At 71.8% G+C, this 23393-nt stretch carries 21 protein-coding genes and 1 pseudogene; 12 read left to right on the plus strand and 10 right to left on the minus strand.

Features of this window, described 5'->3' with window-relative positions; all coding sequences use genetic code 11:
- Window positions 1-7: 7 nt before the first annotated feature.
- Both FE374_RS04225 and FE374_RS04230 read right to left on the minus strand, forming a co-directional pair.
- Complete coding sequence (locus tag FE374_RS04225; protein ID WP_139927391.1) at window positions 8-862, minus strand: ABC transporter permease subunit; 855 nt, start codon at window positions 860-862, stop codon at window positions 8-10.
- On the minus strand, window positions 859-1791 hold the full coding sequence (locus tag FE374_RS04230; protein WP_139927392.1) for an ABC transporter ATP-binding protein: 933 nt from the start codon (window positions 1789-1791) through the stop codon (window positions 859-861). Before FE374_RS04230 ends, FE374_RS04225 begins: the two co-directional genes overlap by 4 nt.
- A gap of 418 nt (window positions 1792-2209) precedes the next feature.
- Between FE374_RS04230 and FE374_RS04235 the strand changes: the two genes are divergently transcribed.
- Together FE374_RS04235 and FE374_RS04240 are read left to right on the plus strand one after the other, a co-directional pair.
- Window positions 2210-3166, plus strand: a complete 957-nt coding sequence (locus FE374_RS04235; protein ID WP_139927393.1) for a Bax inhibitor-1/YccA family protein — start codon at window positions 2210-2212, stop codon at window positions 3164-3166.
- A gap of 136 nt (window positions 3167-3302) precedes the next feature.
- A complete protein-coding gene (locus tag FE374_RS04240; RefSeq protein WP_139927394.1) occupies window positions 3303-4016 on the plus strand; it encodes a hypothetical protein in 714 nt (237 codons plus the stop codon).
- A 359-nt stretch (window positions 4017-4375) separates the two neighbouring features.
- On the opposite strand, the gene FE374_RS04250 is transcribed toward FE374_RS04240, so the two are convergent.
- Window positions 4376-4777, minus strand: a complete 402-nt coding sequence (locus FE374_RS04250) for an FKBP-type peptidyl-prolyl cis-trans isomerase (RefSeq protein WP_139927395.1) — start codon at window positions 4775-4777, stop codon at window positions 4376-4378.
- A gap of 361 nt (window positions 4778-5138) precedes the next feature.
- Window positions 5139-5864: a peptide-methionine (S)-S-oxide reductase MsrA gene (gene msrA, locus FE374_RS04260; RefSeq protein WP_230978446.1), complete on the minus strand. Its 726-nt coding sequence runs from the start codon at window positions 5862-5864 to the stop codon at window positions 5139-5141.
- Window positions 5865-6128: 264 nt separating this feature from the next.
- Here msrA and FE374_RS04265 point away from each other — a divergent pair, with 264 nt between their 5' ends.
- Both FE374_RS04265 and ilvA read left to right on the plus strand, forming a co-directional pair.
- Complete coding sequence (locus FE374_RS04265) at window positions 6129-7532, plus strand: AI-2E family transporter (protein WP_139927397.1); 1404 nt, start codon at window positions 6129-6131, stop codon at window positions 7530-7532.
- The gene (gene ilvA / locus FE374_RS04270; RefSeq protein WP_230978447.1) at window positions 7529-8743 is read left to right on the plus strand and encodes a threonine ammonia-lyase; all 1215 of its coding nucleotides are present in this window, start codon (window positions 7529-7531) and stop codon (window positions 8741-8743) included. Before FE374_RS04265 ends, ilvA begins: the two co-directional genes overlap by 4 nt.
- 120 nt (window positions 8744-8863) lie before the next feature.
- Here the strand turns inward: ilvA and greA are convergent, their stop codons facing one another.
- Together greA and FE374_RS04280 are read right to left on the minus strand one after the other, a co-directional pair.
- Window positions 8864-9373, minus strand: a complete 510-nt coding sequence (gene greA, locus FE374_RS04275) for a transcription elongation factor GreA (RefSeq protein ID WP_139927398.1) — start codon at window positions 9371-9373, stop codon at window positions 8864-8866.
- Between the two features lie 218 nt (window positions 9374-9591).
- Window positions 9592-10038, minus strand: coding sequence for a DUF4307 domain-containing protein (locus FE374_RS04280; RefSeq protein WP_168205592.1), 447 nt, complete (start codon window positions 10036-10038; stop codon window positions 9592-9594).
- Between the two features lie 144 nt (window positions 10039-10182).
- Here FE374_RS04280 and mca point away from each other — a divergent pair, with 144 nt between their 5' ends.
- Window positions 10183-11205: a mycothiol conjugate amidase Mca gene (gene mca / locus FE374_RS04285; RefSeq protein ID WP_330998435.1), complete on the plus strand. Its 1023-nt coding sequence runs from the start codon at window positions 10183-10185 to the stop codon at window positions 11203-11205.
- Window positions 11202-11567 carry a hypothetical protein gene (locus FE374_RS04290; protein WP_139927400.1) on the plus strand — a complete coding sequence of 122 codons (366 nt, stop codon included), beginning with the start codon at window positions 11202-11204 and terminating at the stop codon, window positions 11565-11567. Before mca ends, FE374_RS04290 begins: the two co-directional genes overlap by 4 nt.
- A gap of 567 nt (window positions 11568-12134) precedes the next feature.
- Here the strand turns inward: FE374_RS04290 and FE374_RS20360 are convergent.
- Window positions 12135-12983, minus strand: a pseudogene (locus FE374_RS20360) (PPK2 family polyphosphate kinase); the annotation flags it as partial.
- A 48-nt stretch (window positions 12984-13031) separates the two neighbouring features.
- A complete protein-coding gene (gene trhA, locus FE374_RS04300; protein ID WP_139927402.1) occupies window positions 13032-13748 on the minus strand; it encodes a PAQR family membrane homeostasis protein TrhA in 717 nt (238 codons plus the stop codon).
- A 250-nt stretch (window positions 13749-13998) separates the two neighbouring features.
- Between trhA and FE374_RS04310 the strand changes: the two genes are divergently transcribed.
- Together FE374_RS04310 and FE374_RS04315 are read left to right on the plus strand one after the other, a co-directional pair.
- On the plus strand, window positions 13999-14760 hold the full coding sequence (locus FE374_RS04310) for an isoprenyl transferase (protein WP_139927403.1): 762 nt from the start codon (window positions 13999-14001) through the stop codon (window positions 14758-14760).
- 467 nt (window positions 14761-15227) lie between these two features.
- On the plus strand, window positions 15228-16532 hold the full coding sequence (locus tag FE374_RS04315) for a PhoH family protein (RefSeq protein WP_230978539.1): 1305 nt from the start codon (window positions 15228-15230) through the stop codon (window positions 16530-16532).
- A 149-nt stretch (window positions 16533-16681) separates the two neighbouring features.
- Here the strand turns inward: FE374_RS04315 and FE374_RS04320 are convergent, their stop codons facing one another.
- Window positions 16682-18031 (minus strand): NAD(P)/FAD-dependent oxidoreductase, encoded by a 1350-nt coding sequence (locus FE374_RS04320; RefSeq protein WP_330998436.1) that lies wholly within the window; start codon window positions 18029-18031, stop codon window positions 16682-16684.
- A gap of 57 nt (window positions 18032-18088) precedes the next feature.
- Window positions 18089-18781, minus strand: a complete 693-nt coding sequence (locus FE374_RS04325; RefSeq protein WP_230978449.1) for a carbonic anhydrase — start codon at window positions 18779-18781, stop codon at window positions 18089-18091.
- 180 nt (window positions 18782-18961) lie between these two features.
- On the opposite strand from FE374_RS04325, the gene FE374_RS04330 reads away from it, so the two are divergent.
- The 4 genes from FE374_RS04330 to FE374_RS04345 are packed head-to-tail and all read left to right on the plus strand — an operon-like array spanning window position 18962 to window position 23363.
- Window positions 18962-20245, plus strand: a complete 1284-nt coding sequence (locus tag FE374_RS04330) for an extracellular solute-binding protein (protein WP_139927406.1) — start codon at window positions 18962-18964, stop codon at window positions 20243-20245.
- Window positions 20242-21213 carry a carbohydrate ABC transporter permease gene (locus FE374_RS04335; protein ID WP_139927407.1) on the plus strand — a complete coding sequence of 324 codons (972 nt, stop codon included), beginning with the start codon at window positions 20242-20244 and terminating at the stop codon, window positions 21211-21213. Before FE374_RS04330 ends, FE374_RS04335 begins: the two co-directional genes overlap by 4 nt.
- Before the next feature lies 1 nt (window position 21214).
- Complete coding sequence (locus FE374_RS04340) at window positions 21215-22063, plus strand: carbohydrate ABC transporter permease (RefSeq protein ID WP_139927408.1); 849 nt, start codon at window positions 21215-21217, stop codon at window positions 22061-22063.
- Window positions 22064-22091: 28 nt separating this feature from the next.
- The gene (locus FE374_RS04345; RefSeq protein WP_139927409.1) at window positions 22092-23363 is read left to right on the plus strand and encodes an ABC transporter ATP-binding protein; all 1272 of its coding nucleotides are present in this window, start codon (window positions 22092-22094) and stop codon (window positions 23361-23363) included.
- Window positions 23364-23393: the final 30 nt, after the last annotated feature.

Genomic DNA, 23393 nt, shown 5'->3' on the forward strand with positions numbered 1-23393 from the left:
TCGGGGCTCAGGCGTCCCGACGGCGCAGCGTCACCGCGGCGGCGATCATCGGCACGACGGCCCAGGCGGTCACCACGGCGAAGCCGGTCCAGGGGGAGAGGCCGCCCTCGCCGCTGAACGCCTCGCTCACGGTGGTGAACGCCATGGCTGCGGGCAGGGGGAGGTAGGTGACGATGTCCTGGACCCAGTCCAGGGTGATGAACTGCAGGATGCCGGGCAGCAGGAGCAGGACGGTCAGGGAGACGGTCACCGCCCCGGCGGTCGAGCGCAGCAGGGTGCCCATGGCGAGCGCGAAGAGACCGGCCGCGATGAGGAAGTAGGCGATGCCGCCGACGACCTGCCAGGTCTGGGTGTCGTCCAGGGCAGGGACGAGGTCGAAGTCGCTCAGGAACGGCATGGTGACCAGGTAGGACAGCGCCAGGCCGACCGCGGTGACGACGAGAGTGAGCACGACCAGGGCGATGGCCTTCGCGGCCAGCACCGGCAGGCGGGTGGGCACGGCGGCCAAGGTCGAGCGGATCATGCCGGTGGAGTACTCCCCGGTGATCAGCAGGGCCCCAAGGACGGCGATGGTGACCATGCCGAACTGGTACCCGGCGGTGGCGACCTCGGCGCCATGCATGCCGCCGACGAAGGCCGCGCCCTCCGGCTCCTCCATCATGAACTGGATGGAGGCGGCCTGGCCCAGCGAGACGAGCGTCATGAGGACGACCGTGATGCCCAGGGTCCACCAGGTGGAGCGCAGGGAGAGCAGCTTGATCCACTCCCCGCGCATGACGCCGGGGAAGGACAGACGGGCGCGCACCGGGCTGTGCGCGGGCCGCTCGCGGGTGACGGACGGGGTGGCGGTGACGGTACTCATCGGGTCTCGGCCTCCAGGGCGACGGAGTTCTCGGACCGGTACTCGACCGCGTCCTGGGTCAGGGTCATGTAGGCCTCTTCGAGGCTGGCGCGCTGGGGGCTGAGCTCGTGCAGGACGATGCCGTTCGCGGCGGCCGTCTCGCCGACCTGCTCGGCGGTGACGCCGCGCAGATCGAGGACGCCGGCCTCGGCGGAGCTCACCGAGGCGCCGGCACGCTGGAGCATGTCGGCCAGGTCGGCCGCCCGCGGGGAGCGCACCCGCACCGTGGTGCCGGCGACGCCGTCGATCACGTCCTGGACGGGGCCGGAGGTGATGATCCGGCCCTTGCCGATCACCAGGAGCAGGTCGGCGGTCTGGGCCATCTCGCTCATGAGGTGGGAGGAGAGGAAGACGGTGCGGCCCTCGCTCGCCAGGTAGCGGACGAGGTTGCGGACCCACTTCACGCCCTCGGGGTCTAGGCCGTTGACCGGCTCGTCGAGGATGAGTGTGCGGGGGTCGCCCAGCATGGCCGAGGCGATGCCGAGGCGCTGGCCCATGCCGAGGGAGAAGCCGCCCACCCGCTTGCTCGCGACGCCGGCCAGGCCGGTCATCTCGATGACCTCGTCGACTCGCTTGGGGGAGATGCCGTGGGTGGCTGCCATGGTGCGCAGGTGCGAGCGGGCGGAGCGGCCCGGGTGCGCGGCCTTGGCGTCGAGGAGGGCGCCGACCTCGCTGAGCGGGGAGCGGTGCTGGGCGTAGGGCTTGCCGTTGACGGTCACCCGGCCCGCCGTCGGGCGGTCCAGCCCCATGATCATGCGCATGGTGGTGGATTTTCCGGCGCCGTTCGGGCCGAGGAAGCCGGTGACGGTGCCGGGCTCGATGGTGAAGCTGATGCCGGCGACGGCGGTCTTGTCGCCGTACCGCTTGGTGAGGTTGTGGGCCTCGATCATGGGGGAGCCTTTCTCTGTGCCGGGGCCGGCTGGTCAGCGGGCCGGGCGGCGGGCCGTGCCGGCCGCTGCTGGAGGCAACGCTACGGAGCAGGGGCGGTGGACCGGATCGGCGGCTGGGCTGATTGTGGGCGGTCGCCCGCCTCCGCCGTCCAGGTGAGCCTCTCATCCTCAGGGAGGAGGTCTCCGCACCGACCCGACGGGCCCGGGCGAGGCAGGGCACGGCTTTCCGTGGCGTCTCGGAGGTGTGACGGCGCGAGGCGACCGTGCCGTCCGGAACACCGACCGATAGTGTCCCGTTAGTACCAATGAGGAAGTCTTCCTTGCCGGGACGCATGCGCCCGTACGATGAGAATCGGCCAGCGACTTCGGCCTGGACCCGCTGCACGGGACCAGGAGCCGCGACCAGGAGGCACGTGAAGTGAGCAATCCCGTCTTCGAGAACAGCCCGGTCTTCGGCGAGCGCGCCAAGCGCACGCCGAAGGGCTACCCGACCTACCCGGGGTACACCCCCGGTCCGTCCGGCCCGACCGGGACCACCTACGCCCAGCCCGGGACCACCCCGCCCATGCAGCCCGGCCTCGGGCAGCAGGGCTACGCGCAGCCTGGCTATGGGCAGCAGGGTTACGGCCAGCCTGGCCGCATCGACGACCTCGAGCAGGCCTACCGCGGCCCGGCCGCCGCCCCGGCCGACACCGGCCGCATGACGTACGACGACGTCATCATCAAGACCGGCCTCGTCATCGGGGTGATCGTCGCCGCGGCCTTCCTCAACGGCTTGGTGCTCGGCGCGAACACGCTGCTGACGTTCGGCGGCGCGATCGTCGGGCTCGTGCTCGGCCTGGTCAACGCGTTCAAGCGGGAGCCCAGCCCGGCGCTGATCATGGCCTACGCCGTCGCCGAGGGGTTCTTCCTCGGTGGCATCTCCGCGGTCTTCGAGGCCACCTGGGAGGGCATCATCCTCCAGGCGGTGCTCGGCACCATGGCCACGTTCATCGCCGCGCTCCTCCTCTTCAAGTCCGGCACCGTCCGCGTGACGCCCAAGCTGACCCGGTTCGTGCTGATCGCCCTCGTCGGCTACGCGCTGTTCTCGGTGATCAACGTGGTGCTCATGATCACCGGCGTCTCGGACGACCCCTGGGGCCTGCGCACCGGCGTGACCATCATGGGGATCCCGCTGGGCGTGCTGCTCGGCCTCTTCGCCGTCGGGCTCGCCGCGATCTGCCTGATCATGGACTTCGACGCCATCAAGCGCGGCGTGGAGCAGGGCGTGCCCGGCCGCTTCGCCTGGACGGCCGCCTTCGGCATCGCGGTCACGCTCGTCTGGCTCTATATCGAGTTCCTGCGCCTGCTCGCGATCCTGCGCGGCAGCGACTGACCCGCTTCATCGCACGACGACGGCGGCCGTCCCTTGGCGGGGCGGCCGCCGTCTTCTGTCCTGGCCGGGGCCGGCGTCCTTCCGCGTGGAGCGTGCGGCTCGTATCGTCGCCCCTGACCGATCGTGGGGGTTGACCATGTCGACGACGACTCCAGGACCTGCCGGCCGCGACCCGGCAACCGGGCTCCGCGCCGGGCCGTTATCCCGGCGCCGCGCCGCCACCTGCGCGGACGCGGCGGCCGGCGTCGGCACGACGTCCGGTCTTGCGCTCGGGCTGATGTTCGCGATCGAGGTGCCCACCGACGGCCCGTTCGTCTTCGGCGCCACGAACGACGTGCTCGGTGCCGCCTTCAACCTGCTCGTGATCCCCGTCTACGCCGAGCTCGGGTCCGAGCTGCCTCCCGGACGCACCCGGGACGTCCTGCTCCCCGCGGCGATCGGCGCAGGCGCTGTCGGCGCCGCCTCCGGGACCCTGCTCGTGGCCCGCGTGCTGCCCTTCGCCCCGTCGACGGCGCTGTCCACCGCGGCCATCGCCGTGCAGGCGGTGTGGATGCTCGTGAGCAACGACCGGCTGCTGCGCCGGCCGGACTTCCCGCGCCGGCTCGGGCGGCTGGGCCGGGTGATCGGCGCCGCGCAGCTGCTGGGCGGCGCCGTCGTCGGGGCGGGCCTGGCGCTGCCGCGGGGCAGCCTGGGCCGGCGGGCCGCGTTCGTCGTCGGCGGGCTGCCCGGCGTGGCCGCGTGGGCGCTGTGGCCGGCGTGGTTCTATCTCGCGGCCCGCTACCTCGACCAGCCCGCCCCCGCCGAGGTGCCGGCCGGCGGGGACCGCCCGGGCTCAGCGGGGGAGCGGTGAGCCGACCCGCATGAGGTTGCCGCTGGGATCGACGATGGCGAACTCCCGCATCCCGTAGTCGGTGTCCACCGGCGCCACGAGCCGGCTGCCGGTCGCGGGGTCCGTGGGGACACCGACTGCCGCCCACTCGGCGTGCAGCCGGTCGGCGTCGTCGACGTAGGTACCAGCTGGACGCCGTCGTCAGCGGGTCGACGTCCGGGCTGGCGTAGAGGTGGATCGTCGCGCTGCCCCGCCCGAGGACGAGATAGTCCCACTCCTCGGGCGGGGCACCACGGTTGACGAACCCGAGCCGCTCGTAGAACGCCAGCGACTCGCTCAGGTCCCTGCTCGGCAGGATCGGGACGGCGAGCTCGCCCACGTCACTCCACGCCGACGACGTCCACCACGAAGACGAGGGTGTCGGAACCCTTGATGCCCGCCTGGGGCACGCCGCGGGGGCCGTAGCCGTGCTCGGGCGGGATGGAGAGCAGCACCCGCGAGCCGATCTGCTGGCCGACCAGGCCGTCGTCCCAGCCTCCGATGACCACGCCCATCCCGATCGGGAAGGAGATCGTGGTGCCGCGATCGTAGGAGTTGTCGAAGACGTGCCCACCCCAGGCCTGGCCCAGATAGTTGACGACGATCGTGTCGCCCGCCTCGATGGTGTCGCCGCTGCCCTGCTCGAGCACCTGCACCTGCAGGCCCTCGGGGGCGTCGGACGCGGGAAAGCTCAGCTCCGGCTTGTCGCCGAAGCCGCCGCTGGCGGTGGGGAGCTCAGTCACGGACGGTCCTCTCGGTCGGTGCCCGACGGCGCCGGGGCTGCGGACACCCTATGTTGCGGCTCGCCGGTGGTGCGATGCCGGCGACTACGGCCCGAGATGCGGGTGCTGCGCTTGGTCGCGAGCGGACATCACCGCCTCGGTCCGCCGGCGCTGGCCGACGAGATGGTCGAGATGGTTGCCGTGCCAGCCATTTTCGCCATTTCGTTTCAGTCGCTATCCGCGCGCACGCGCAAGGTGCGCCGACGACCCGGCGCGCGGTCGGTCTACCTCGGACTGCGGAACAACCCCGTCGTGGCAAGCATGAACATCAAGAATTCCGAGGGAAGCAGGTTCGGCGGAACTGGGCTCGACCTGGCTGCCGTCAGACCTGCGGCGGCAGCACGTCCTGCTGGGCCGGGGCCTGATCCTGGGCCGGGACCAGCCCCACCGGGCAGGTCATGCCGTTGGGGCCGTGGTTGCAGTACCCGTTGGGGTTCTTGTGGAGGTACTGCTGGTGGTAGTCCTCTGCGTAGTAGAACGGGCCGGCACCCGGGCTGTCGGCGGTTCCGGCGAACGGCCGTATCTCCGTGGAGATCGTGCCGTGCCCGTGCGCGGTGAGGACCTGCTGGAACGCGGCCTTCGTCGTCTGCGCCGCCTGCTCCTGTTCCGCGGTGGTGACGTAGATGCCCGAGCGGTACTGGGTGCCGATGTCGTTGCCCTGCCGGTTGGCGGTGGTGGAGTCGTGGTTCTCCCAGAACGCCTTGAGCAGCAGCTCGGTAGAGGTCTTGGTGGGGTCGTAGGCCACCTGGACACCCTCGGTGTGGCCCGTGCGTCCGGTGCACACCTCCTCATACGTCGGGTACGAGGTGTACCCGCCGAGGTAGCCGGCCGCGGTGGAGACCACCCCGGGCAGACGCCAGAAGATGCGTTCGGTGCCCCAGAAGCACCCCATCGCCACGTACAACACCTGCGTGCCGGCCGGCCAGGGGCCGGCCAGGGGAGTGCCGAGCACCTCGTGCGTCGCGGGCACCGCGAACGCCGGGGCCGGTCGTCCGGGCAGCGCCGCCTCGGGGCTCACCATCTGGGTGGTCCGGCCAAGTCCGAACATGTGGTCCTCCTGTATCCGTGAATGCACGCGGCGCCGTGGTGGGGGCACGCGTGCTGCGCGCACGCGGCGCCGTGGTGGGTGCTCGCGTGCCGCGCGCACGCGCCGTCGGGGCGACCGATCGTCGGGCATGCTGTACGGCACGCTGCGCGCACCTGGCTCAACGCCGGGTACCACGGCGATCTTCCCACCGGCTCGGCGCGACGTGTACGGGACGCCGCCCCCTAGGCTGAGGGCGCCACCGTCTCACGCACCGAACGAGGGGCCATGCCCGACACCTCCAAATGGTTGTCCCGTCTCACCAGCGCGCGCGAGAACGCGACCGTACCCGCGGCCGCCGCCCCGCGCCCGCGACCTGCTCCCGAGACCCGCACCGACCCGGCGGGAGCCGTGCCGTGGGCGGTGCGCGCCACCGCCGCGTGGTCGTGGCGGCTGCTGGTCATCGCGGCCGGCGGGATCGTGATCGGGTACGCCGTCATCACCTTCCAGACCATCTTCGTCGCCGTGCTGGCCGCGATCCTGGTGGCGGTGCTCCTCGAACCGGTCGCGACGTGGCTGCGCCGAGTGCTGCACTTTCCCCGCGCGCTCGCGTCCCTGGCGGCGATCCTGGGGACGCTGGCGGTCATCGGAGGCCTGCTGGTGCTCGCCGGCCGGTCGATCGTGGACGGTTTCGGTGCGCTCGCGGACAGCGCGCAGGCCGGGTTCCAGGAGCTGCAGGTCTGGCTCACCGAGGGGCCGCTCGGCATCGACGACACCCAGATCGAGGGGTGGATCGCCCAAGCGACGGACCAGATCGAGGCGAACTCCGACGTGCTGGTCTCCGGCGTCGCGAACGTGACGGGCTCGGTCACCTCGGTGGTCACCGGTGCGGTCATCACGGTCTTCGTGCTGTTCTTCTTCCTCAAAGAGGGCCGGAGCATCTGGCAGTGGTTCGTCCGCCTCGCGCCGCGGGGCGCCCGGGTGCGGATCAACGAGGCCGGCATCCGGGGGTGGGTCACCCTCGGTGGGTACACGCGCACGCAGATCCTGGTCGCGTTCGTCGACGCGGTCGGCATCGCGCTCGGGGCGCTGATCCTGGGCATCCCGCTCGCCCTGCCCATCGGCGTGCTGGTGTTCCTCTTCTCCTTCATCCCGATCGTCGGTGCATTCATCTCGGGCGCGGTCGCCGTGCTGGTGGCGCTGGTCGACCAGGGGCCGGGCACCGCGCTGATCATGCTCGGCATCGTGCTGTTGGTGCAGCAGATCGAGGGCAACGTGCTCCAGCCGTGGCTGCAGGGCAACGCGCTGTCGCTGCACCCCATCGCGATCCTGCTCGCCGTCACGGCCGGCACGGGCCTCGCCGGCATCCTGGGTGCCCTGTTCGCCGTCCCGATCGTGGCGGTGATCAACACGGTGATGCTCTACTTCACCGGCCACGACAAGTACCCCCACCTCGCCACCGACATCAACCGGCCCGGCGGTCCACCCGGTGCCCTCGAGGCGGCCATCTCCGCCTCGTGGAACAAGGAGACCGAGAACGACGGCGCCGTGGTCGACGACGACTCGCCCACGTCCGCGCCGGACGACGAGGACGACGACCCCGCCGCGACTCGGCCGGACGCCACGGCCCGGCCCACCGCGTCTGCCCGCGCCGTCGGTGCCGCGGGCCCGGAGGACGGCGAGGGACGGTGAGCACCACCGCCTTCGACCTGACCGAGTTTCGGCGGGCGGCGGCCGTGGTGGCCGCCGTCGCGCACCGCACGCCCGTGGAGGCCTCCACCACCCTCGGGCGGCTCGTCGGTGCGCCGGTGTGGCTCAAGGCCGAGAACCTCCAGCGCACCGGCTCGTTCAAGATCCGCGGCGCCTACCTGCGCATGTCCCGGCTCAGCGAGGCGGAGAAGGCCCGTGGCGTCGTCGCCGCCTCGGCCGGGAACCACGCGCAGGGGGTGGCGCTGGCCGCCCGCGAGCTGGGCATCGCCGCGACGATCTTCATGCCCGCCGACGCCGCCCTGCCGAAGGTGGCCGCCACCCGCCAGTACGGCGCCGAGGTGGTGCTGGTCGGGGAGAACCTCACCCACTGCCTCGACGCCGCGACCGAGGAGGTAGCGCGCTCCGGTCGGGTGCTCATCCACCCCTATGACCACCCGGACATCGTCGCCGGGCAGGGCACGATCGGCCTGGAGATCCTCGAGCAGGTGCCCGGCGTGCGCACCATCGTGGTCCCCACCGGCGGCGGCGGGCTGCTCGCGGGCGTCGCCGCGGCGGTGCACGCCGTGGACCCGGGCGTCGCCGTCGTCGGTGTCCAGGCCGCCGGGGCCGCGGCGTACCCGGAGTCCCTCGCGCAAGGGCATCCGGTACTGCGCGCGGACGTGCACACGATGGCCGACGGGATCGCCGTCCCGATGCCCGGCGAGGTGCCGTTCCGGCTCATCGCCGAGCACGTGAAAGAGATGCACACAGTCAGCGAGGAGCTGCTGTCCCGGGCGGTGCTGCACATGGTGGAGCGGGCCAAGATGGTCGTCGAGCCGTCGGGGGCGGCGGGGGTCGCCGCACTGATCCAGGACCCGGGGGCCTTCGAGGGGCCGGTGGTGGTGGTGCTCTCCGGCGGCAACGTGGACCCGCTGGTGCTGCTGCGCATCATCCGGCACGGCCTGGCCGCCGCCGGGCGCTATCTCCAGATGCGGGTGATCGTGCAGGACGCCCCGGGCAGCCTCGCCGCGCTGCTGCGCCGGCTGGCGGCCAGCGGTGGGAACGTGGTGAGCGTGGAGCACTCCCGCACGGCGACCGGCCTCGCCGTGGACGAGGTGGAGATCTCCGTCGAGCTCGAGACCAAGGGACCGGAGCACTGCGAGAGCGTGCTCGACACGCTGCGCCAGCACGGGTACACAGTCCGCCACCCCTGACCGGGCGACGGCGACGGCGGGTGCCCGGGCCGACGACGACGCGGCGGGCCACCCGCGTGGGGGTGACCCGCCGTCGTGGTCGGCTTGGAGCTGCGCGGGAGGAGAAGCCAGCCGAGCGGCTCAGCCCTTGAAGGGCTTGACCTCGCTGATCTCCACGCTGATCTGCGCGCCGTTGGGTGCCTGGTAGGACACCGTCTCGCCGGACTTGCGGCCGATGAGCGCCGCGCCGAGCGGCGAGCTCTCGGAGTACACCTCGACACCCAGGCCCGGGGCGGCCTCGCGGGAGCCGAGCAGGAACGTGCGCTGCTTGTCGGCGATCTTCGCGGTCACAACCATGCCGGACTCGATGATGCCGTCGTCCGCCGGGGCCTCGCCGACGCTGGCGTGCCGCAGCAGCTCGGTGAGCTGGACGATCCGCGCCTCCTGCTTGGCCTGCTCCTCACGGGCGGCGTGATACCCACCGTTCTCCTTGAGGTCCCCCTCCTGCCGGGCGGCGTCGATCTTCTCGACGATCTCGGCCCGGCCCTTGGTGGTCAGGTGATCGAGCTCGGCCTTCAGGCGGTTGTACGCGTCCTGGGTGAGCCAGGTGGTGCTCGTCTGTGTCACGGCTCCTCCTCCACATACGGTCATGCCCCGGACGCAAGCACGTGCGGCCGAGGCAAGGGGGGACTTGTCTCCCGCCCGGGCGCTCGCACCACGTGCGCCGCTCCGGGGCGGCGTGTAAAGGACCAAGTGTACCAGCGGCCCTTGTACGGAAACCGGAAGACGGCGTTTCCGTGTGATATCGCTCTCGGAGAGTCCCGTGCTCGCACGCACCGGACGGCGCCCGGGACCTGATGCGCTGGGGGTCAGTCGCCGTCGACGACCGCGCAGGTGTCCACGCTGCCCGTGGTGGCCAGCTCCGTGGTGGTCACGTCCACCTGGTGCGAGGTGGTCCGGGCGCTCACCGGCCCGATGACCACCTCGCGGAAGCCGACCTCGGTGAAGGACGTGTTGAGCGCGCCGACCGTGCAGCGCACGGTGGTCCCGGGGTTGGTGATGACGTTGAACCGCACGCTGGTGCGCGTGGCGTCGTGCACGGTGAACCCCAGGTCCTCGGTCCGCACGCTCGGCCGCGTCAGCGTCGTGGCCTGAAGCACCACCGCGCCGATGAGGAGCAGCACCGCCACGACCCCGGCGACGACCAGACCGCGGCGCGGGGCCCCGGCTCCGTGGCGGTACCGGGCCGCCATGATCGCGGGGTCGACCGGTCCGGCGGGATGCGCGGGGCCGGGTGTGGTCGGGTTGGTGGGCACGTCAGTCCTTCCGTCGCGGCGCGCACGGGGATAACGGATCGCAATCGCCGCGCCGATGCGAGACCATTGTCCCTGCATTTTCGACCACCCATTCCACACTCCCGCCGGGCCGACACGGCCGAGGGGAGGCCCGGAAGGAGCACCGTGACCGAAGACGCGCGCCGCCTCATGGCTGTGCACGCCCACCCCGACGACGAGTCCAGCAAGGGCGCGGCGACGATGGCCCGCTACGCCGGCGACGGCGCCCGCGTGCAGGTGGTGACGTGCACCGGGGGTGAGCGCGGGGACATCCTCAACCCCCGGCTCGCCGGCGACGCGGAGATCTTGCGCGACCTGCCTGGCCACCGGCGGCGGGAGATGGCCGCGGCCGCCGCGGCGCTGGGCGTGGACCAGGTGTGGCTGGGCTTCGTGGACTCCGGGCTGCCCGAGGGGGACCCGCTGCCCCCGTTACCCGAGGGCTGCTTCGCGCTCACGCCGCTCGAGGAGGCGGTCGAGGCCCTGGTGCGGCGCGTGCGCGAGTTCCGCCCGCATGTCATGACCTGCTACGACGAGAACGGTGGCTACCCCCACCCGGACCACATCATGAGCCACAAGGTCGCGGTGGCGGCCTTCGAGGCCGCCGCAGACCCGGCCGCCTACCCCGACGCGGGTGAGCCGTGGGCGGTGCAGAAGCTCTACTACGACGTCTCCTTCTCCATCGCGCGCATCGAGGCGGTCGACACGGCGATGCGCACCCGTGGGTTCGTCTCGCCGTTTGAGGGCTGGCTCACGTCCCGGTCGGACCGGCCGCGGCGGCGCGCTACCGCGCGGATCGAGTGCGCCGCGTACTTCCCTCAGCGCGACGCCGCGCTGCGCGCCCACGCCACCCAGATCGACCCCGACGGCTTCTTCTTCGCCGTCCCGCGCGACATCGAGGCAGAGGTGTGGCCGGTCGAGGAGTTCGAGCTCGCCCGTACCCGGGTGCCGGTCGGCGCGGATGTCGAGGACGACCTGTTCGCCGGCGTGCAACCGGAGGGGCTGGCCGTCGTCGGGGGGCCGCCCTCCGAGCTCCCGGTGCCCGCCGCCGGCGATGCCCGGCAGGCCGGCGCCCCGGGCCACGACCGTGCCGCCGTCGAGCAGGCTGCGCGTGCGGACGAGGCGGCGGAAGGTGGCAGGGTAGAGGCATGACCCCGCTGCTGGTCCTGATGGCCGAGACACCCAGCCCGACGCCGGCTCCCACCGAGCTCGAGCTCTGGGAAGTCTCGCCGGGCATCGAGGGCTTCGTCTGGGGATTCCTGCTGCTCGCCGTGCTCGTGATCCCGTTGTTCTTGTCGATGACCAAGCACATGCGGCGGGTGGACCACAACGAACGGCTGCGTGTGCAGGCCGAGGAGGCGGCCGCGCAGGCGGCGGCGTCCGACGGTGCGGGCCACCCCGGCGGCGTGACCCTGGAGCACGGTGCCCCACCGGCCGGGGACCCGGTGAGGGGGATCGCGTCCACGCCCGACGCCGTGGGTGGCGTGGACGACGGCGGCCGGGTGCGGTCCTGAGATAGCAGACGGAACTCAGGTTCTGGGCTCGCAGGTCTCCCGGGCTCTGCGCCCGCACATCTCGGGGTCCGGTGACGGCCCGGAGCGCGGTTACTTCTTCTTCGGCGTCTTCTTCTGGCCCTTCGGCGGGGCGGCGTTCTTGCCCTTCGGCGCGGCGGCGTTCTTGCCCTTCGGCGGGGCGGCGCCGGCCTGGGCGGGCTTCTTGTCCTTGTCCTTCTTGTCCTTGTGCTTCTTGTTCTTGTCGTCCTTCTTCTTGCCGTCCTTCTTCCGCCGCTTCGGGGGCGCGCCGGAGGCGCCGACCTCGTCGGTCGCCGCGCCGCCGTCGGTCCCGCTGCCCGCCTGAGCCGTCTTGTCGAGACCCACCACGAACGGCACCTCCGCGGGGACCGCGGCCACGCCGTCGCGCGAGCTCCGCACGGCCTCGTCGATCGCCTCGAACGCGTCCGCGCCCACGCCGAGCGCATCTGCCCGGGCGACGGCGTCGGCGAAGTCCTTCTCGGCCTCGGCCGCCTTCGCCACGTTCTCCTCGGAACTCTCGGTCGCGGCGGCGAGGGCCTCCTCGCTCATCGTCTCGGCGAGCCGGCGCCTCTGGGTGTCCACGCGCCAACGCGGCTTCGGCCAGTCCAGGTCGAGGTCCACGAGGGTCTGGGTCAGCAGCTCGGTCACCGCCAGGCGTGCGTACCACTTCTTGTCCGCTGGGACCACGTACCAGGGCGCGGCGTCGGTGGAGGTCCGGGCGAAGACGTCGGTGTAGGCCTCCTGGAAGGCGTCCCACTGGCGGCGGGTGTCGACGTCACCGGGGTTCCACTTCCAGCGCTTGTCCGGCCGGTCGAGACGTTCCATCAGCCGCACACCCTGCTCGTCATGACCGACCATGAGCGCGACCTTGACCACGGTGGTGCCCGAGGCAACGATCTGCCGCTCGAAACGGTTGATCTCGGCGAACCGCTTGGACCACACCGACTCCTCCACGAGCTCGTCGACCCGGACCACCAGCACGTCCTCGTAGTGCGAGCGGTCGAAGACGCCGATCAGCCCGGGGCTCGGGAGGGCCTTGCGCACCCGCCACAGGTAGTGGTGACGGTGCTCCTCGTTCGTCGGAACGCCGAACGCGCGCAGCGCGACGCCCTGCGGGTCCACCATGCCGAGGACGTGGCGGACCACGCCGCCCTTGCCGGCGGTGTCCAGGCCCTGGACGATGAGCAGCACGGCGTGGTCCCCGCCCGTGCGGCCGTGGGCGAACAGACGTTCCTGCAGCTCGGAGAGCAGCTCACCGCGTTCGGCCTGGAACGCCTCGGCGGCGCGTTTGCCATGCGCCCAGCCGGGCGTCGCCGCCCGGTCGAGGGCGGCGAGGTCAAAGTCCGCTCCCGCCCGCAGCAGCTCTCTCGGATCCGTGTCCCAGCCGTCGGTCGCCATCGGCCTGCCTTCCGTCCGTGTCCGGAAAGCGTAGCCAGGCGGCGGGCATCACGCCTGGTGGGCCGCCAGGAGCACCGCGACGTAGTGGCAGGCGAAGCCGACGACCGTGCCGACGTGGAAGATCTCGTGGAAGCCGAACCACCGCGGGCTCGGGTTGGGCCGCTTCAGCGCGTAGACCAGCGCGCCGAGGGTGTAGGCCAGCCCGCCACCGGCCACGAGCCACACCACGGCGGGCCCGCCCGTGGTCCAGAACTGGGGGAGGAAGGCCAGCGCCACCCAGCCGAGCGCCACGTAGATCGGCACGTAGACCCACCTCGGCGCGTTCAGCCACACGAGCCGGGCGGCGATCCCGAGCGCGGCGCCCGTCCACACGACCACGAGCAGCACCGTCGCCGTCGACCTGTCCAGCAGGAGCACGGCGAGCGGAGTGTAGGTGCCCGCGATCAGCAGGAAGATGTTCGAGTGGTCCAGGCGCCGCAGCACGGCCGCGGCGCGCGGGGACCAGGTGCCCCGGTGGTAGACCGCGGAGCAGCCGAAGAGCACCACCGCGCTCAGCGCGAACACCGCCGTGGAGACCTTGCCCGCCGTCGTCGGCGCCAGGACCACGAGCACGACCCCCGCGACCAGGGCGAGCGGGGCGGTGCCCGTGTGCAGCCAGCCGCGCAGGCGGGGCTTGACCGCGTCGGCGACCCGGCGCACGCCGTCGGCGGGCTCGGGCGGTGTGCCCACGTCCGTTGCCGCGTCGTGGTGGTGCCGGGCTGCCATGGGACCTCCAAGGTCCTCGGGGAAGGTGACGTCGCCGCGACGGCGGCGGTCGCACGCCCAGCGTAACTTACGCGACCGTAGGTTCGGGTCGGCGGACCTCCTGGACCTCCTGGACCTCCTGGACCTCCTGGACCTCCTGGACGCACCGGGCCCCGGCCCGGCGGTAATCTCACCGAGGGTCCGCGCGGACGCGTCGCAGGCCCGGCGAGGCGCGGCGGCGCGCCAGGGCGAGGGGAGAGTCGAGCGGATCGTGGCTTCTGCGGGACTGCTGTATCAGCTCTACGAGCGTCGCCTCGTCCGGAGCCTGGACCGGGACGGCGTCCCGCGTCACGTGGGCGTCATCCTCGACGGCAACCGTCGCTGGGCCAAGGGCCTGGGGGCACCGGTCGCCCACGGACACCGCCGGGGCGCGGACAAGATCAGCGAGCTGCTGCACTGGTCCGAGGAGGCGGGGGTCGAGGTCGTCACGCTGTGGATGCTCTCCACCGACAACCTCCAGCGGGACCCGGCGGAGGTCGCCGAGCTGCTCGGGATCATCGCCGCGGCGGTGGACAAGATCGCCGACACCGGCCGGCACGGGCTGCGCGTGGTCGGGTCGCTCGACCTGCTGCCCGACGACGTCGCCGCCCGCCTGCGCGACGCCGAGGCCCGCACCGCCGGCCGGCGCGGGCTGCAGGTCAATGTCGCCATCGGCTACGGCGGCCGGCACGAGATCACCGACGCCGTGCGCGCCCTGCTGCGCGAGCGTGCGGCGGCGGGTCAGAGCATCGAAGACGTGGCCGCCGAGATCGGCGTCGACGACATCACCGCCCACCTGTACACGAAGGGCCAGCCGGACCCCGACCTGGTCATCCGCACCTCCGGCGAGCAGCGACTGGGTGGGTTCCTGCTGTGGCAGTCCGTGCACAGCGAGTACTACTTCTGCGAGGTCTACTGGCCCGACTTCCGCCGGGTGGACTTCTTGCGTGCGCTGCGCGACTACGCCCAGCGCGAGCGGCGCCACGGGCGCTGAGGCGCCGGCGCGCACCTGACGGCGTCGCCGACGCACCTGACGGCGTCGCCTTCGCACGTGGCCGCGTGGTGACCTCACGTGACGGGGCGGTGAACAATGGCGCACGAGTCGGTGTCCCGGTGTGTCCTCGCGGTGCGGAGTGTTCGACGGACGTAGCGTGCGTTGTGACGGACGGCACACCAGCCGCCCTCCGGGAGGTCGCCCATGCAGCACCGCGCTGCGTACGGGAGGGGCCGCCGGCCCTTCCTGGGTCGGCCTGCCGCCCCCCACACCGCACGGTCGATCGCGACGCACGCGAGCGACCAGCGCAGCTGATCACGGCGCCCCGGCGCCGGAGGGAGCCCGACGTGAGCCCTGACCCCACCACCCGCGTCCAGCACCACACCCCCGCAGCGCCCGGCGTCCCCGCCGGGCCCGGCGCCGCCGTTGCGGCGCAGCTCGGCGTCGCCGAACCCACCGGCACCGCGCTGCGCACCTACGTCGTGGACACGTCCGTCCTCCTGTCGGACCCGCGAGCCTTCACCCGCTTCGTCGAGCACGACGTCGTCCTCCCGGTCGTCGTGATCACCGAGCTCGAGGCCAAGCGCCACCACCCCGAGCTCGGCTATTTCGCGCGCTCGGCCCTGCGGCTGCTCGACGACCTGCGCGTCAAGCACGGCCGCCTCGACGACGCCGTCCCGGTCGGTGACGACGGCGGCACCCTGCGCGTGGAGCTGAACCACTCCTCCGACCAGGTGCTGCCCTCCGGCCTGCGTCTGGGGGACAACGACACCCGCATCCTCTCCGTGGCTGCGAACCTGGCCGCCGAGGGCCACGCCGTCACGGTCGTGTCGAAGGACCTGCCCATGCGGGTCAAGGCCTCGGCGGTCGGCTTGAACGCCGAGGAGTACCGCGCCCAGCAGGTGGTCGACTCCGGGTACACCGGGATGACGACGGCGGAGCTCACCGAGTCCGAGATGGCCGGCTTGTGGGGCGAGGACGCCGTCGCCGTGGCCGACCTGGCCACCCCGGGCGAGCTGGAGAAGCAGCCGCTGCACACCGGCGTCGTCCTGCACTCCCCGCGCGGGTCCGCGCTGGGCCGGCTGGGCACCGAGGGGCGGCTGCACCTCGTGCGCGGGGACCGTGAGGTTTTCGGGGTGCGGGGCCGCAGTGCCGAGCAGCGGGTGGCCATCGACCACCTCACCAACCCGGACATCGGCATCGTCTCCCTGGGTGGGCGCGCCGGCACCGGCAAGTCCGCGCTGGCGCTGTGCGCAGGCCTCGAGGCGGTGATGGAGCGGCACGAGCACCGCAAGGTCGTCGTCTTCCGACCGCTCTACGCCGTCGGCGGGCAGGAGCTGGGTTACCTGCCCGGTGACCAGGCGGAGAAGATGAACCCTTGGGCCGAGGCGGTCTTCGACACCCTGGGGGCGATCGTGGCGCCTGAGGTCGTCGACGAGGTGATGGCCCGCGGCATGCTCGAGGTGCTGCCGCTGACCCACATCCGGGGCCGCTCCCTGCACGACGCGTACGTGATCGTCGACGAGGCCCAGTCCCTCGAGCGCAACGTGCTGCTCACCGTGCTCTCCCGCATCGGGCAGAACTCCAAGGTGGTCCTGACCCACGACGTCGCCCAGCGGGACAACCTGCGGGTCGGCCGGCACGACGGCATCGCCGCCGTGGTCGAGGCCCTCAAGGGCAAGGAGCTCTTCGCGCACGTGACGCTCACCCGCTCGGAGCGCTCCGCCGTCTCCGCGCTGGTCACCGACCTGCTGGAGGGCGCCGAGCTCTGACCCGCCACCCACCCAGGCCGCCCCACCTAGGCGCTCCATCAGGCGCCCCACCTAGGCGCGAGATGTCATCTTCTCCGCGATATGTCACGGCTCGCGGAGAAGATGACATCCGCCCAACAGGCCAGCCGACGACGTCGAGGGAGGGGCGATCAGCGCAGCGGGTCGAACGGCCACAGCTCGGGCGGCACGTCCCCGCTGGTGACAAGCTCGGCGACAAGCTGACCGGTGAGCGGGCCGAGCGTGATGCCCCACATGCCGTGCCCCCCGGCGGCGATCACGCGCGGCGCGCTGGTGGGGCCGATGAGGGGCAGGCCGTCGGTGGTGACAGGGCGCGAGCCCACCCACTCGTCGACGCGGTCGTCCAGGTCCCCGGCGAGCAGCGGCCGGGTCGCGTCCACGATCGCGCGGATCCGGCGAGGGTCGAGCGGGTCACCCGGGCGGCGGAACTCCATCATCCCCGCGACCCGGTAGCGGTAGCCGAGCGGGGTGCAGGCGACCCGCTGGACCGGGAAGTACAGCGGCATCGTCGGCATGGGGTCCACGGGGATGGAGAAGGAGTACCCGCGCCCAGCCTGGACGACCATCCGCACCCCGAACGGCCGTGCGAGGTCCCCGAGCCAGGCCCCGGTGGCGAGGACGACGGCGTCGGCCCGGAGGATCTCCTCGCCCGCCGCCCGGGTGCCGCGGGCGGTTGCCGGACGCGCCGGACGCGCCGGCGGGGCCTCGTGCTCGCTCGGTCCGCCGACCGGGCGGGTGGGGCGGGTGCGCACGAGGGCCGGGCGGGTGGCAGAGCCACCGTCGACCGCCACCACCCGGGTGCCCTCGCGCAGCACGACGCCGGAGGCCAGCACCGCGTCGGCGAGGGCGAGCATGTATCGCGGGGGGTCGATGAACCGGGTGCCCGCCAGCCGGATCCCGGCGGTGACCTCGGCCGTGAGCGCCGGGGCGAGGGCCCGCAGCTCGGCGCCGTCGAGCAGGTCCGCGTCCACCGGCTGCCCAGCGGCCCGGATCGCCTCCAGCTCTGCCAGCAGGCCCCGGCGTTGCCCCGGGTGCCGGTAGCAGGCCAGGAAGTCCTCGGTGCGGACGGTGGGCTCGGTCACACCGCCGTCGGCGAGAAGGTCGAAAGCCGCCAGCGCGCGTCGGTTGAGGGGGATGTAGGCGGACATCGCGCGGCGCCAGGCGGTGTGCGTGCTGTGCCGGACAAAACCGAGGAGGAAGCGCAGCAGCTCCAGGTCAGGGCGCAGCGGCACGTAGACCGGCGAGGCGGGCGAGACCAGGGCAGCGATGCCTGAGCGCAGGATTGTCGGCTCGGGCAGCGGTGTGGTGATCGGCGGGGTGAGCCAGCCGGCGTTGCCCCAGGAGGAGCCGGCGGCCACGTGGTCCTGCTCGAGGACCGTGACCTCTAGGCCGGCCCGCCGCAGGAACCATGCCGTGGACAGGCCCACCATGCCCGCGCCCACGACCACGACCGATCGCGGCGCTCCACCCGGGGTGCTCATGGCCGTCATCCTGGCCCACGAACGGGACGGGCGGAGGAGGATCAGGCGGCGGCCGAGTCAGCCGATGTCGCCGAGCCGGTCCACGACGTTCGCGGTCCCCTCCGCCAGCGTGTACTCGACGCCCACGATCGCGCAGCGCCCCTCGGCGACCGCGGTCGCCAATGACACGGAGTAGTCGCGGAGCATCTCCACCGTCGCCCGCACGTGCCGACGGCGCAGCTCGTCCTCGTCGGCCACGTGCACGTCCCGGGAGGGCGCCGACGTGGACGCCAGCTCCCCGGCCGCGGTCGGCGCCGCGGGCACGCCGTCGACATCGGCCCCGCCGTGCGCCAGCAGGGACGGGATGACCCGGTCGACCACCGCACGCACGAACCCGGTGGGCATGCGTCCGGTGAGCATGGCATCGGTGGCGGCCCCGACGGCCCCGCACCGGTCGTGCCCGAGGACGACGACGAGCGGCGCGCCCAGCACGTCCACGCCGTACTCGATCGACCCGATCACCGTGGTGTCCAGGACGTGCCCGGCGGTGCGGACCACGAACATGTCGCCCAGGCCCTGGTCGAAGATGATCTCCGCCGCCACCCGCGAGTCCGAGCACCCGAACAGCACCGCGTGCGGGTGCTGGTCCTCGGCGACGGCAGCGCGCCACTCGGCCCCCTGGGCCGGGTGCTCCATGCGGTCGGCGACGAAGCGGGCGTTGCCCTCCTGCAGGCGCTGCCACGCCTGGGCCGGGGTCAGGTTCGTGCTCACGGGTCCATCCTTCCAGGGCGGCCCGCTGGACGCCGAGCCCGTCCCATGCAGCGGTCGTGCTCGGTCGCCCCGGCCGGGGACAGGTCGCGCTCGGCAACCCCGTCCCGGAGCGGTCGCGCTCCGGTGGCGGCATGCCCGGATGCGCGGTTTGCTGAAGGCCTCACCGCTTCGGGAGGTCTCATGCGACGACGCATGCTGGCGGCGGCCGCCGTGCTCACCATCGCCGCAGGGGTGTCCGCGTGCTCGGCGGAGGCCGGCACGCCCACCCTCAACTGGTACATCAACCCTGACGCCGGCGGGCAGGAGGCGCTGGCGCAGGCGTGCACGGAGGAGGCCGGCGGGGCCTACACGATCGAGACGGTGCTCCTGCCGCGCACTGCGGCGTCCCAGCGCGAGCAGCTGGCTCGCCGGCTGGCGGCGAAGGACTCCTCGATCGACATCATGAGCCTGGACCCGCCGTTCATCCCGGAGCTGGCCGAGCCCGGCTTCCTGGCTCCGTTGCCCGACGGCGTCGCTGAGCGGACCACCGAGGGTGTGGTGCAGGGCGCGATCGACGGCGCAACCTGGGCCGGGGAGCTGGTGACGGTCCCCTTCTGGGCCAACACCCAGCTGCTGTGGTACCGCAAGTCGGTCGCCGAGGCCGCCGGCCTGGACATGACCCAGCCCGTGACGTGGCAGCAGCTCATCGACGCTGCCGAGAGTCAGGGGAAGCTGCTGGCCGTGCAGGGCCAGAAGGGCGAGTCCTTGACGGTGTGGATCACGGCGCTCATCGCGTCGGCGGGCGGTGAGATCATCACCAATCCTGACGCGCCTGCCCGGGACCTCAAGCTCGGGCTCGACAGCGACGCCGGGCGGGCGGCCGCGGAGATCATCGGTGAGATCGGCAGGTCTGGCGTTGGCGGCCCGGGGCTGCCCACCGAGGACGAGCCGTCATCCCTCACCCTGTTCCAGGGCGACGACGGCTCGTTCATGGTCAACTGGCCGTTCGTGTGGTCCTCCACCGCGACCGCCGTGCAGGACGGGTCCATCGACCAGGCCGTGCTGGACGACATCGGCTGGACGACCTACCCGCTCACCGAGGAGGGCGGCGAGGTGACGCCGCCGTACGGCGGGATCAACCTCGGCGTCGGCGCTTTCAGCGAGCACCCGGACCTGGCCTACAAGGCCGTCGAGTGCATCGTCACGCCGGAGCACCAGGCGGAGTACTTCGCCACCAACGGCAACCCGGCCGCCGCGACGGCCGCCTACGAGGACCCGGCCGTGCAAGAGGCGTACCCGATGTACGCGGAGATCCGCGACTCCCTCGAGCAGGCGGTGCCTCGGCCGCAATCGCCCTTCTACAACGAGGTCTCCACCGGCCTGCAATCGACCTGGTACCCGCCCAGCGACGTCGACCCCGACCGCACCCCCCCGGAGTCCTCCCAGTTCATCACCTCCGTGCTGCGAGGGGAGAGCCTGCTATGACCACCTCAGCGACGCCGCCGGTAGCCCCGAACCGGGCGCCGGCCAAGGGGGCGCCGCCCGGCCGGGCCCGGCGCAGCGACCGGGCCCGCGCCGAGGCACGCCTCGGGTGGTGGCTGGCCGGTCCGGCGTTCGTCGTGATGCTGGCCGTTACCTTGTACCCCATACTTCAGGCCGTCTACGACTCCCTGTTCCAGTACCGGCTCACGGCCCCGGACGAGCGGCGGTTCGTCGGCCTCGGCAACTACGGCGTCGTGCTCACCGACCCGGTGTGGTGGCGCGACCTTTGGGTGACCGTCCTCATCACGGTGATCACGGTCGTCATCGAGCTGATCCTCGGCTTCGCGCTCGCCATGGTGATGCACCGCGCGATCCGGGGACTGCGCGGCCTCTTGCGCACCGCGATCCTCGTGCCCTACGGCATCATCACCGTCGTATCGGCGTTCGCATGGTTCTACGCCTTCGACATCACCTCCGGGTACGTCAACAGCTGGTTCGACTGGGTCCCGGGTATCAGCGAGGACCTCAACTGGTTCGCCAGCCAGGGCACGTCACTGTTCGTCATCATCGCCTCCGAGGTCTGGAAGACCACGCCGTTCATCTCCCTGCTGCTCCTGGCCGGCCTGGCTCAGGTACCCGGGGACATGGAGGAGGCGGCCAAGGTGGACGGCGCCTCCCCGTGGCAGGTGCTGTGGCGGGTCATCATCCCGAACATGAAGGCCGCGATCATGGTGGCCGTGCTCTTCCGGGCCCTGGACGCGTTCCGGATCTTCGACAATGTCTTCATCATGACGAACGGGGCGAACAACACCGAGGTGCTGTCGCTGCTCGCCTACCGCACCTCCATCGGCAGGCTGGAGATCGGGCTCGGGTCAGCGGTGTCGGTGCTGCTGTTCCTGTGCGTGATCCTCATCTGCTGGGCCGCGATCAAGCTCTTCAAGGTCGATCTGGCCAGCGCGAGGGGGCAATGACATGGGCAGGCTGAGCACACGTCAGAAATGGGGGTGGGGGATCATCACGGTCCTCGTGATCGTGTACGCCCTCTTCCCGGTGCTGTCGATCTTCATGACGTCGCTGAAGTCGACCAGCGACATCCGGTCGGGCACGTTCCTGCCGCCGCAGGTGTCGGGGGAGAACTACCAGCAGATCCTCACCGCCGAGGGAGGCGCCCGTGACCTGTTCCTGCCCGCCCTGCGCAACTCGATCGGGATCTCGCTGATCGCCACCGCGATCGCCGTCGTGCTGGCAACGCTTGCCGCCTACGCGATCGCGCGCCTGAACTTCCGCGGCAAGCGGCTCATCCTCACCACGGCCCTGGGAGTGTCGATCTTCCCGGTCATCTCGATCGTCACGCCGCTGTTCAACCTGTGGCGCAACATCGGGCTGTACGACACCTGGCCCGGCCTCATCATCCCGTACCTGTCGCTGACGCTGCCGATCTCCATCTGGACGCTGGCCGCGTTCTTCCGGCAGATCCCGTGGGAGCTCGAGCAGGCGGCCCAGGTCGACGGGGCCACAGCGTGGCAGGCCTTCCGCAAGGCGATCGTGCCGCTCGCCGCGCCCGGGGTCTTCACTACTGCCCTGATCGCCTTCTTCATCGCGTGGAACGACTTCGTGTACGGCATCTCGCTGACCTCCACCAGCGCGGCCCGCCCGGTGCCCGCCGCGCTGGCGTTCTTCACCGGCGCGTCCTACTTCGAGCTGCCCACCGGTGCGATCTCCGCGGCGTCGATCGTCGTGACCATCCCGGTGGTGATTCTCGTCGTGCTGTTCCAGCGCCAGATCGTGTCCGGACTGACCCAGGGAGCGGTCAAGGGCTGAGCGCCCGGACCGCAAGGAGGAGAACCCAATGGCATCGATCACCATGGACCACCTCGTCAAGGAGTACGGCGACGGTTTCCCGGCCGTCAACGACGTCTCCCTTGACATCGACGACGGCGAGTTCGTCATCCTCGTCGGCCCCTCCGGCTGTGGGAAGTCCACCCTGCTGCGGATGATCGTCGGGTTGGAGGACATCACCTCTGGAGAGCTGCGCATCGGTGACGAGGTGGTCAACGACAAGGCGCCGCGCGACCGGGACCTCGCGATGGTCTTCCAGAACTACGCGCTCTACCCCCACCTGACGGTGTACGAGAACATCGCCTTCCCGTTGCGGCTCCAGAAAGGGCAGTTCTCCGCGGAGGAGGTCGACAAGAAGGTGCGCCGGGCGTCGAGCCTGCTCGAGCTGGACGAGCACCTCGACCGCAAGCCCGCGAACCTCTCCGGCGGGCAGCGTCAGCGGGTGGCGATGGGCCGGGCGATCGTGCGTGAGGCTCAGGCGTTCCTCTTCGACGAGCCACTGTCCAACCTGGACGCGAAGCTGCGTGGGCAGATGCGCACCGAGATCGCCCGCCTGCAGCGCAATCTCGGCATCACGACCGTCTACGTCACCCACGACCAGACCGAGGCGATGACCCTCGGCGACCGCGTGGCGGTGCTGCGCCGTGGCATCCTCCAGCAGGTGGCCAGCCCGCGCGGGCTCTACGACCAGCCCGTCAACCTCTTCGTCGCCGGCTTCATCGGCTCCCCGCCGATGAACTTCCTCGCGGGGGAGGTCACCGGGGATGTCCTGCGCCTGCCGATCGTCGACGTGCCCCTGGACGACCGCCTCCGCGCCGCCATCGGCGACCGCGAGCTCGTGATCGTGGGCATCCGCCCGGACGACTTCGAGGACGCCGACATCCTCGCCGACGACAAGCGCGGCGTGGGCGTGACGTTCGAGGCGAACGTGGACGTCACCGAGTGGCTCGGCGAGGTGCTCTACGCCTACGTGCCCTACGAGATCCACGAGAGCGTCCGCGGCAAGCTGGACGAGCTCGACCGTGAGCTCGACGGGGAGGGCATGCGTGCGCAGCTCGTGGTCGCGCTGGACTCGATGAGCCCGATCCGCGACGGGGACACCGCCACGCTGTGGATCGACCCGGCCAAGATCCACCTCTTCGACCCCGAGTCTGGCGACAACCTCACCCGCGACGAGCAGCGGGCGGCCCAGCTCGAGGAGGACGCTAAGAACCAGCGGCAGCGTGCGCTCGAGCGGGCGCGGCTGCGGGCCGAGCGGGACGGCGCCCGCCAGCCGGCCTGACGAACGACGACTGCACCGGACGCTCGGCCC

Origin of the sequence: Georgenia yuyongxinii (assembly GCF_006352065.1) — a bacterium.
Lineage (GTDB): Bacteria > Actinomycetota > Actinomycetes > Actinomycetales > Actinomycetaceae > Georgenia > Georgenia yuyongxinii.

Excerpts from the sequence above, each read along its gene's own strand:
- trhA (WP_139927402.1), bottom strand. The coding sequence starts at position 13,748 with ATGGCAGCCCGGCACCACCACGACGCGGCAACGGACGTGGGCACACCG.
- FE374_RS04230 (WP_139927392.1), bottom strand. The coding sequence starts at position 1,791 with ATGATCGAGGCCCACAACCTCACCAAGCGGTACGGCGACAAGACCGCC.
- greA (WP_139927398.1), bottom strand. The coding sequence starts at position 9,373 with ATGACCGTATGTGGAGGAGGAGCCGTGACACAGACGAGCACCACCTGG.
- FE374_RS04225 (WP_139927391.1), bottom strand. The coding sequence starts at position 862 with ATGAGTACCGTCACCGCCACCCCGTCCGTCACCCGCGAGCGGCCCGCG.
- FE374_RS04345 (WP_139927409.1), top strand. The coding sequence starts at position 22,092 with ATGGCATCGATCACCATGGACCACCTCGTCAAGGAGTACGGCGACGGT.
- FE374_RS04320 (WP_330998436.1), bottom strand. The coding sequence starts at position 18,031 with ATGAGCACCCCGGGTGGAGCGCCGCGATCGGTCGTGGTCGTGGGCGCG.
- FE374_RS04240 (WP_139927394.1), top strand. The coding sequence starts at position 3,303 with ATGTCGACGACGACTCCAGGACCTGCCGGCCGCGACCCGGCAACCGGG.
- FE374_RS04335 (WP_139927407.1), top strand. The coding sequence starts at position 20,242 with ATGACCACCTCAGCGACGCCGCCGGTAGCCCCGAACCGGGCGCCGGCC.
- FE374_RS04265 (WP_139927397.1), top strand. The coding sequence starts at position 6,129 with ATGCCCGACACCTCCAAATGGTTGTCCCGTCTCACCAGCGCGCGCGAG.
- FE374_RS04330 (WP_139927406.1), top strand. The coding sequence starts at position 18,962 with ATGCGACGACGCATGCTGGCGGCGGCCGCCGTGCTCACCATCGCCGCA.
- msrA (WP_230978446.1), bottom strand. The coding sequence starts at position 5,864 with ATGTTCGGACTTGGCCGGACCACCCAGATGGTGAGCCCCGAGGCGGCG.
- FE374_RS04340 (WP_139927408.1), top strand. The coding sequence starts at position 21,215 with ATGGGCAGGCTGAGCACACGTCAGAAATGGGGGTGGGGGATCATCACG.
- FE374_RS04290 (WP_139927400.1), top strand. The coding sequence starts at position 11,202 with ATGACCCCGCTGCTGGTCCTGATGGCCGAGACACCCAGCCCGACGCCG.